The organism is Nostoc sp. 'Peltigera membranacea cyanobiont' 213 (assembly GCF_002245975.1).
In the GTDB taxonomy this organism is placed as follows: Bacteria; Cyanobacteriota; Cyanobacteriia; order Cyanobacteriales; family Nostocaceae; genus Nostoc.
In genome coordinates this window covers 1-3,407 of sequence record NZ_NOLI01000290.1, presented here as the reverse complement: position 1 = coordinate 3,407, position 3,407 = coordinate 1, and the positions used below count along the sequence as shown (strand labels likewise).

At 42.9% G+C, this 3,407-nt stretch carries 3 protein-coding genes and 3 pseudogenes; all 6 read right to left on the bottom strand.

Annotated features, from left to right (window positions below; all coding sequences use genetic code 11):
* Positions 1-254 (bottom strand): annotated as a pseudogene (locus tag CDG77_RS34065) (hypothetical protein); the annotation flags it as partial.
* A 2-nt stretch (positions 255-256) separates the two neighbouring features.
* Positions 257-724, bottom strand: a complete 468-nt coding sequence (locus tag CDG77_RS34060; RefSeq protein ID WP_094333554.1) for a hypothetical protein — start codon at positions 722-724, stop codon at positions 257-259.
* Positions 725-727: 3 nt separating this feature from the next.
* Positions 728-1,405 (bottom strand): annotated as a pseudogene (locus CDG77_RS34055) (tyrosine-type recombinase/integrase); the annotation flags it as partial.
* Positions 1,406-1,558: 153 nt separating this feature from the next.
* A pseudogene (locus CDG77_RS39285) lies at positions 1,559-2,138 on the bottom strand (four helix bundle protein).
* Positions 2,139-2,273: 135 nt separating this feature from the next.
* Positions 2,274-2,495: a hypothetical protein gene (locus tag CDG77_RS36045; RefSeq protein ID WP_143857166.1), complete on the bottom strand. Its 222-nt coding sequence runs from the start codon at positions 2,493-2,495 to the stop codon at positions 2,274-2,276.
* Between the two features lie 275 nt (positions 2,496-2,770).
* Positions 2,771-3,064 (bottom strand): hypothetical protein, encoded by a 294-nt coding sequence (locus CDG77_RS34040; protein ID WP_094333552.1) that lies wholly within the window; start codon positions 3,062-3,064, stop codon positions 2,771-2,773.
* Between the last annotated feature and the right edge of the window lie 343 nt (positions 3,065-3,407).

Below are 3,407 nucleotides of genomic sequence, written 5' to 3'. Positions count from 1 at the left end.
TTTGGGTTATTGCGATCGCCTACGGCGGGGCGTAGCCCATCGCGGGTATCTTGCAACAGCACTTCGGCACGAGACTTGAGAATATCTGCAATTTGACTGAAGGCAAGCGCTGCGGTTAATAACTGTGCCTCCAAGGGTAATTTTTCAAGCTCCGCATCTAAACATTCCCACATCGGTGCTAGTGTTGATGTCGCTGGAGATTCGGACAACTCATCAAGCACATCCCAAATTGTTAATTGGCGGTATGTGGTCATCTCTAAGATTCTGGATTTAACGGGCAGGGTCGCACTGGGCAGTAGCTTGAGCTAATCTCAAACATATCCTTATATTGATATAGTGAAACACTGTATTGTTTTGCAAAAGCCTGCAACACTTGATCTGTATAGGCGCGGATCTTGCCAGCCGTTAGCCCAAAACAGTGAATTGGTTCTAAGCGGCAAACAGGTTTTTGACCCAGCCAGAGTTCTGCCGACATAGCGTGTAATGGTTTATCCCCTGGTTCTTTATACAAATACAGCACTGCAAAATATGTTGCTGGTGGTTCGACTGCGATCGCATCAATTTCTGCTGAATGACTTTCACTCCGGCGACGATAGAATGAACGGCGATTGTGGCAGACTTTGGGATTCCAACATCCATCCCCTGCTGTTCCATGTAAAACTTTAGCTTGGGCAGTTGGTAACTTGGCACATAGCTGACATTTGGGATCAAGTGGCTTTGGCATACCTTACTCCGCTTCTTCGCCAATCGCACGATAGTAAGCAGCGATCGCAGCTTCTTGTTCGCTGCGAAGCGTATACCGCCGAAACGCTTTCTCGCTTTGATGCCCTGTTAGCTTACGGGCATGGCTGGGGTCAACTCCCAATAGCAATAAATCAGTAGCGTAGGTGTGACGAAAGGAGTGAGGATGCAAATCTTCAATTTGAGCAAGTTCACCGATTTTTTCTATAGCAAAGTAAATGCCGTGATAACTCAAGCGTTCACCCTTGTATGAAGCATGGTGTGAAATCATCAATGGACTGAGGCTGGTCAAAACCTCTCCTTGCTGTGAGCGCAATTGCAAATACTCTGCTAAAACTTCCCGACTCTCTTTTCGCAGTGGAACTAAGCGTGGTTCATTGGTTTTGGTGTCTGGTAAAAATAGCAGCTTGCCATCAAATGAGCCAACATTTAGCTGTACAACTTCCCCTGCCCGGAGTCCATGACTCAGAATGTGAACCAGTGCTGTATCCCGTTGCTTTGTTTCTCCCAGCAATTCCAACGCTGACCAAACCTGTTCCATTTGTTCTGGGGTTAAACTCTGGGCTGGTGGCAGTGGTACTTTTTCCAGTTTTATCCCCAGTGTGGGATTAGTAGCAATAATTTCAGGATACGTGTAACACATCCATTTGAAAAAGCTCTCCAAGTCGCAAGTCGCAAGTCGCAAGTCGCAAGTCGCAAGTCGCAAGTCGCAAGTAATACCAATTAGAAGTTGCAGATCGCAAGTCGCAGGTCGCAAGTAATTGTCTTGTTATTAAAGCTATGAAAATATATTTATTCTTTATTCGGAGTTAAACTATTAATTCTCGCTTGCCGCTTCCATCCTCCTGCCGTTGGATTTGCTGCCATTCAATCTCTCTTTAATTTTGCGAGTAGAAGCAATGAGTATCCTCACTATTTCCTTAGTTTCTTGAAGCAACGAATCAAATTTACCTTTTTCAACAACTTCAGATTCAATTAAAATTTCCAACCAGTACTCAGTTGAAGTCGCAAGTCGCAAGTCGCAAGTCGCAAGTTACTTACTTACAATTAAAATCGGGAGTTTAAAATTAAGATATAAGATACGCCACTTTTTTAGCTACACCATTAAAATTAAGGACTTCTAACTTTACTTGCGACTTGCGACTTTCTAGTTGCGACTTGTTTTGTGCTTCCTTAAGAGCTATTTCCATTTTGTGCAAGAAGTCTTTATCAGACTGAGCCGAACGAGATTCGTGTACATTAGCACCAATACTGGTACCAGAACGTAACAGTTGCTTAGAAAGGGTACGGCAAACACCCGGTTTTTCATCAAGAAAGCTACAAGCTTTGATAATTCTAATTGCAAAAGCTTTTGTTCTGTCAGTGATACTAATGCTTTTGTCTCCATTTTCACTCACTGCTTTTACCTTTTTTACTTCTGTTTACCATACTCAGTACTTCCACACTCGGTAAATGCCCCGTCCCTTGTGGGCAGTCTTTCAACTCAGGACTCTTCATTCTTACTTGCGACTTGCGACCTCCGACTTGCGACTTCAACCATCATACCCGATCGCACCCACAACACAAAATAAGATACCCTTATCTTTTATCCGAGATAAACTCCGATTAACACTACTTCCCTTGATATACAACACTTTCACCAACATGCGATCGCGGAGGGTGCATGTTGGCAACGGAATAAAAACTATTGCGTTGCCGATGAATTTTGCTTGTCTTTGGTATCGTCTTTGATGCGTAATCCAAGCGATAACCATTTACAGGGTGCTAACTTTCAGTTATAGTTAGCCGTAACTTATTATAGACACAATGCAACTATAACTTTGACTTGGTGCAAAGATAGTTTACAAAAGTTGCTCAGGCGGTTGCATATTATCGTTTTAACGAAGTATTGAGGTATTGCTGCACAAGTATGCCTTCGGGAAAACTTTTCTCCCTTACTTCGTGCCTGTCCCTCAATCTCTAAGATTCGGATCATGGATAATTGCAACCGCCTTGATGCAGAACCGTCTGGGAATACAAATTGCCTGCTTTAATTACAAAAATCATCTACCCGAATATCTCGCCAGACATCAGAAACCTGCCAGCCAGAGTTGCCCACCGATTGTACTGGAGGATTGTCAAGCAGTGGAATATAGTCAGGAATTCTAGGCTCTGAAATCGCTACTGGTTTCTCCTCAACCTCAACCACAGGGGCTGGAGAATTGACAGTATTAGCTAGAAGTTGTTGGTCTTCAGCCTCCTCAATTAGCTTCATCTGTCTCAGGGTAAGCTTGTCGGATTTTTTGATGATCTTCTTGGTATCTGTATCATTAGAAGTTTTCATTGGCTGTTCCCTTGAAGGCATTGACTTAAAATTTGTCTGAGTAAAGCTGCAAGAAGATAGGTATAAATAATTTGCACAGAATTAACAAGGTACACCAAATCTATGGGAAATACGAGTCCCAAATTGTAAGAATTTATTAATTGGACATAAATATCTTTTTCGGGCAGATGCTTAAAAGCGATCGCTTTTTTGATCATTGTCTAGAAGTCAAAATTCTTTTGGGTTTTTGACATACGTTGATCTGTACCAATGCCATCGCTACGATTCAAAATACGCCTTTAGAAGAAACCATGACGGCACTCGCTGAGGTAGTGCGTCAGGGAAAAGCTCGTTACATCGGCTT